At 68.7% G+C, this 5,414-nt stretch carries 4 protein-coding genes and 1 pseudogene; 3 read left to right on the plus strand and 2 right to left on the minus strand.

Going from position 1 to position 5,414, the window contains the following annotated elements:
- Both fadH and WCJ52_RS11265 read left to right on the plus strand, forming a co-directional pair.
- Positions 1-305: pseudogene (gene fadH, locus WCJ52_RS11260) on the plus strand (NADPH-dependent 2,4-dienoyl-CoA reductase); the annotation flags it as partial.
- 148 nt (positions 306-453) lie between these two features.
- Complete coding sequence (locus WCJ52_RS11265; protein WP_336903403.1) at positions 454-1,950, plus strand: MFS transporter; 1,497 nt, start codon at positions 454-456, stop codon at positions 1,948-1,950.
- Positions 1,951-1,963: 13 nt separating this feature from the next.
- Here the strand turns inward: WCJ52_RS11265 and WCJ52_RS11270 are convergent, their stop codons facing one another.
- Both WCJ52_RS11270 and WCJ52_RS11275 read right to left on the minus strand, forming a co-directional pair.
- The gene (locus WCJ52_RS11270; RefSeq protein WP_336903404.1) at positions 1,964-3,049 is read right to left on the minus strand and encodes an acyl-CoA dehydrogenase family protein; all 1,086 of its coding nucleotides are present in this window, start codon (positions 3,047-3,049) and stop codon (positions 1,964-1,966) included.
- Positions 3,050-3,062: 13 nt separating this feature from the next.
- On the minus strand, positions 3,063-4,238 hold the full coding sequence (locus WCJ52_RS11275; RefSeq protein ID WP_336903405.1) for an acyl-CoA dehydrogenase family protein: 1,176 nt from the start codon (positions 4,236-4,238) through the stop codon (positions 3,063-3,065).
- A gap of 129 nt (positions 4,239-4,367) precedes the next feature.
- Here WCJ52_RS11275 and WCJ52_RS11280 point away from each other — a divergent pair, with 129 nt between their 5' ends.
- Positions 4,368-5,381, plus strand: coding sequence for an amidohydrolase family protein (locus WCJ52_RS11280; RefSeq protein WP_336903406.1), 1,014 nt, complete (start codon positions 4,368-4,370; stop codon positions 5,379-5,381).
- Positions 5,382-5,414: the final 33 nt, after the last annotated feature.

Here is a 5,414-nt window from a genome sequence, read left to right on the forward strand (position 1 = left end):
TGGGCAAGACCACGGGCTGGACCCACAAGGCGACCCTGCAGAAGCGCGGCGTCCAGATGATCGGCGGCGTGACCTACGAGAAGATCGACGATGCGGGCCTGCACGTCCTGATCGGCGATGAGCCGCGGGTCATCGAGGCCGACACCATCATCGTCTGCGCCGGCCAGGACCCCCTTCGCGCCCTGCACGACGAGCTGGCCGCCCTGGGCGTAGCCTCTACCTTGGTGGGGGGCTCGGACGTGGCGGCGGAGCTGGACGCTAAGCGGGCCATCAACCAGGCCAGCCGGCTGGCCGCCGCCATCTGATTTCAACAACCGGTCGGGGCCCCGGAGCATTTAAGGCATTGTCTTGACGGGCGCGCAGGGCTGGGTTTGAGTCTGCCGTCCGCCTCAGCAGGGACCGGCCGCGGATCCTCGCGGAACGGACCCGACGCCGGCGGATGGGGGAGGAAACATGTCCACTGAAGCGGCCCCGGCCGAGGCGACCGTCTTGCGCGCAGGCCCTGACCAGCCGTCCTTGTTCACCCGCCTCGCCTACGGCGTCGGTGCCGTCGCCAACGGGGTCAAGGACAATGGCCTGGCCTATTTCCTTCTGCTTTTCTACAGCCAGGTCATCGGGGTAGACTCACGCCTTGTCAGCCTCGCCCTGACACTGGCCCTGGTCATCGATGCCTTCATCGACCCTGTCATTGGCTACTGGTCGGATAACCTGCATTCCCGATGGGGCCGGCGGCATCCCTTCATGTACGCCGCCGCGGCGCCGGTCGCGATCGCCTACTTCCTGATCTGGAATCCCCCCGTCGGCTGGAGCGAGGCCCATCTCTTCGTCTATCTGCTGGGAACCCTGATTGCGATCCGGGTGTGCTTCTCACTCTACGAGATCCCGGCCAACTCCCTCGCCCCGGAGCTGACCAGCGACTATGACGGCCGCAGCAGCCTGCAAGCCTTCCGGTCCTATTTCGGTTGGACCGGCGGCAACGCCATGTCGGTCTTCATGTTTGGGGTGCTCTTCCCCCTCTTCGTCACCAAGGCCATCCCTAACGGCCAGTTCAACCCCAAGGCCTATGGCGTCTACGGCGCCATCGCCGCCGGACTCATCTTTATCGCCATCCTGGCAACCAGCGCCGGGACGCATTCGCGGATCCCCCACCTGAAGGCGCCACCGCCCAAGCGGAAGATCGGCGTCATCGGCATTTTCCGGGAGATCTTCGAGACCCTGTCGAACCGGTCCTTCATCGCCCTCTTCACAGCCTCGGTCTTCGGCTCCATCGCCTCGGGCCTGTCGGCCTCCATGGCCTTCCTGCTCTACACCTACTTCTGGAAGTTCACCTCCCAGCAGGCCAGCCTCATTACCTCTGGGGTCTTCCTGTCGGCGGTCATCGGTGCCGTCCTGGCACCCATCATCAGCAAGACCATCGGCAAGAAGAAGGGTGCCATCATCATCGGCCTGATCGCCTTCCTGGGCTCGCCCCTGCCCATCGCCCTGCGCCTGTCGGGCGTCCTACCGGCGGTGGGATCTGACTTCAATTTCTGGCTGGTCTTCTGGACCACAGTCTTCGATGTGGGCCTGATAATCTGCTACCAGGTCCTGTCAGGCGCCATGATGGCCGACCTGGTCGAGCAGGCGGAGGTGCGCACCGGCCGCCGGTCAGAGGGCGTCTTTTTCGCCGCCTCGGCCTTCATCGGCAAGGTGGTCAACGGGGCCGGAATCATCATCGCCGGCCTGATCCTGGCCACCGCCGGGCTGGCCAAGGGGGCGGACCCGGCCTCCGTTCCGGAAGCCACGGTCCTGAAGATGGGCATGCTCTACGCCCCGACCATCGTCACCCTCTGGATGATCATGCTCGGCGTCATGTCGACCTACTCGATCACCCGGGACGGGCACGAGGCCAACCTTCGCCTGCTGGCTGAGCGCAAGTCACGGGAGCTGGACGCCACCCTCCAGGACTGATCCGGCCCTGGCCTCAGGCCACCAGTCCCTGCAGGGCCGCCGCCTCGGTGCGGACGGCCTGGGGGCCGCCCAGGACCTGGCGGTTGAAGCCGATGCGCTTGAACCAGTAGTGCAGGCCGACGAGGTCGGTGAAACCCATGCCCCCGTGCACCTCCGTGGCCGTGCGGGCGACGAAGGTCCCCACCTCTGACAGGTGCGCCTTGGCGTGGCAGGCCATGACAGAGGCCTCCTCCGGCAGGTGGTCGAGGGCGTGGCCGGCGTACCAGACCAGGGCGCGGCAGGGCTCCAGCGAGGCGGCCATTTCGGCGCACATGTGCTTGACCGCCTGGAAGCTGGCGATGGGCCTGCCGAACTGGACCCGGCCCTTGGCGTAGGCCACCGCCTGGTCGAGCATCTCCTGGGCCGCGCCCAGGGTGTCGGCGGCCAGCATGACCCGTCCGGCGTCGATCATGGCGCGGACCGCGGCGGGGCTGTCTGCGCCCCTCAGGGGCTCGGCGGCGACGCCATCGAGGACCAGCTCTCCGGTCGGCCGGGTGGCGTCGATGGTTCGGAAGTCCGTGCGGGTCAGGCCTGGGGCGTCGGCGGCCACCAGGTGCAGGCCGCGCGCGCGGTCGGCCACGATGTAGAGGTCAGCCTCGTAATCGACGACGAACTGGGCCCGGCCGTATAGCCGCCCGTCCCGCGCCTCGACCCCGGCCCCGTCCCGGGCACCGGTGATCTCGGACAGGGCGACCCCAGCCACCGTCGCGCCAGAGGCGAGCCTGGGCAACCAGGTCGCCTGCTGGCCCGCATCCCCGGCCCTCATCAGGGCCAGGGGGGCCATGACGGCCGTGGCGGCGAAGGGGGAAGGGGCAACGAAGCGGCCCAGCTGCTCGGCGGCCAGGGCGGCGTCGAGCAGGGACAGCCCCACCCCGCCGTGGGCCTCAGGGATGATCAGGCCCGTGACGCCCAGCTCGGCCAGGCCCTGCAGCACGTCCAGGGCCCGGCGGTCCTTGCCCGCCGCAAAGGCCCGGGTGCGCTCCAGCCCGCCGGTCCCGGCGAGAAAACGGGCCAGGGAGTCCTGCAACATCACCTGTTCTTCAGAGAGTCCGAATTCCATGATGCGTGTCTCCTCAGGCCTTGGCCGGCTTGGGCTCGCGGGGCATGTCCAGCCCCCGTTCGGCGATGATGTTCTTCTGGATCTGCGAGGTGCCCCCGCCGATGATCAGGCCGAGGAAGTACATGTAGTCCCTCTGCCAGGAGCCGCCGCCGCGCAGGCGGGGCGTGTCGCCGTAGAGCAGGCCCAGCTCGCCCAGGACATCGATAGCAAAGCCCTCCAGCTCGTGGCGAAGCTCGGTGCCCTGCAGCTTGACCACCATGCCCGCCAGGGGCGCGCTCTGGCGGTTCACCGCCGCCGAAAGCAGGCGCAGGTCGTTGCAGCGCAGGGCCTGGACCCGGCCCTGGATCGTCATCAGCCGGTCCCGGTAGACGGGGTTGTCGATCACCCGGCTTCCGTCGAGGGTCTCGGCCTTCATCAGGTCGATCAGGGCGTTGAGCCGGCTCTGCATGACGTTGGGGTCGGCCAGGGAGCCCCGCTCATGCCGCAGGATGGCGTTGGCCACCTTCCAGCCCTCGCCCCGCCGGCCGACGATCTGGTGGGCCGGGACCCGCACATCTGTGAAGAAGACCTCGTTGAAGTTGGCCGCCCCGGTCATGTCCACCAGGGGGCGGATCTCGATGCCGGGGGTCTTCATGTCGAACAGGAGGAAGCTGATGCCCTCGTGCTTGGGGGCATCGGGCTCTGTGCGGACCAGGCAGAAGATCCAGTGTGCCAGGTGGGCCGTGGAGGTCCAGATCTTCTGGCCGTTGATCACCCAGTGATCGCCCTCCAGCACGCCCTTGGTGGCCAGGGCGGCGAGGTCAGAGCCGGCGTTGGGCTCGGAATAGCCCTGGCACCACAGCATCTCGCCGCGCAGGGTCGGGCCGATGAACTGGCGCTTCTGGTCCTCCGAGCCCACTTCCAGCAGGGTCGGGACCAGCATGGAGATGCCCTGGCCGCCCAGGCCCGGCGACAGCTGGGCGCGGGCGAATTCCTCGGCGATGATCCGCGACTTCAGGATGTCGGGCTCGCCGCCGAAACCACCGTATTCCTGGGGGATGGTCCGGGCGGCGTAACCGTTCCCGATCAGCAGCTTCTGCCAGGTCAGGCCGTTGCCGCCGTGGCCCGGGGCCTGGCTCCGGTTGGCCTCAAGAAAGCCGCGCACTTCGGCGCGAAAGGCCTCGTACTCAGGGCTATAGGACAGGTCCATGGGTCTCCTCCCGTCGTGGTCGGGCCTTGAGCGCCAAACCTTGAGCATCTGGCCCGCCGGGTCCACTCTCCCAACAGGGCGGACGGCTGGCAAGCCGCCGTCCCCAATCGATTAGGGGAGGCCCACCTCATGGACAAGCCATCTGAGGCGCAAGCCCCGCCGGAACCCATCCTCGACCCAGACCGCCGGATCCTCGACCCGCACCATCACCTCTGGCCGGCGGGGGCCGGGCCCGCCTACCTGCTGGACGAACTGCGGGCGGATACGGGGGACGGCCACAGGGTCGAGGCTACCGTCTTCGTCGAATGCATGACCGGCTATCTCACCGACGGGCCAGAGGCCCTGCGGTGGTCGGGGGAGAGCGCCTATGTGGCGCAGATCGCCCAGGCCTCGCAGGACGGGAAGGGCGCCCGCATCGCCGCCATCGTCGGCTCCGCAGACCTGCTGGCGCCGGATGACGTCGAGGCCCTGCTCGACGCCCATGCCGCAGCCGGCGAGGGCCTGTTCCGCGGGATCCGCCACGCTGCCGCCTGGGACGCCTCGGACGCCATCCGCCCCTCGCACCATCACCCGCCGCCGCACCTCTATCTGAACCCCACCTTTCGGCGGGGCTTCGCGAAGCTGGCGGCAAGGGGCCTGACCTTCGACGCCTGGCTCTTCCACCCGCAGATCCGCGAACTCACCGACCTGGCCCGGGCCTTTCCCGAGGCGAGCATCATCCTGGACCACCTGGCCGGCCCCCTGGGCATCGGCCCCTACGCCGGCAAGCGGGACGAATACTTCCCCCAGTGGCGGCGTGACATGGCCGAGCTGGCGACCTGCCCGGGGGTGAGCGTCAAGCTGGGCGGCATGGCCATGCCCATCAACGGCTGGGACTGGCACAAGACCGGCGCCCCGGACTCCGCCGCCTTCGCCGCCGCCCAGGGCGACTGGTACCGGGCCGCCATCGACCTGTTCGGCCCGGACCGCTGCATGTTCGAGAGCAACTTCCCGGTGGACCGGGCCAGCCTGTCCTACCGAACCCTCTGGAACGGCCTGAAGCGCATCGCCGCCCCCTATTCGGAGGCCGAGAAGGACCTGATGTTCCGGGGGACGGCGGCGAGGGTCTACGGGATCGAAGACCAGGCCGGGCAGCGCCGCTGACCCCCTCACCCGGCTGCGCCGGGAGCTCCCCCT

The organism is Phenylobacterium sp. (assembly GCF_037138395.1).
GTDB lineage: Bacteria > Pseudomonadota > Alphaproteobacteria > Caulobacterales > Caulobacteraceae > Phenylobacterium.

Excerpts from the sequence above, each read along its gene's own strand:
- WCJ52_RS11265 (WP_336903403.1), top strand. The coding sequence starts at position 454 with ATGTCCACTGAAGCGGCCCCGGCCGAGGCGACCGTCTTGCGCGCAGGC.
- WCJ52_RS11270 (WP_336903404.1), bottom strand. The coding sequence starts at position 3,049 with ATGGAATTCGGACTCTCTGAAGAACAGGTGATGTTGCAGGACTCCCTG.
- WCJ52_RS11275 (WP_336903405.1), bottom strand. The coding sequence starts at position 4,238 with ATGGACCTGTCCTATAGCCCTGAGTACGAGGCCTTTCGCGCCGAAGTG.
- WCJ52_RS11280 (WP_336903406.1), top strand. The coding sequence starts at position 4,368 with ATGGACAAGCCATCTGAGGCGCAAGCCCCGCCGGAACCCATCCTCGAC.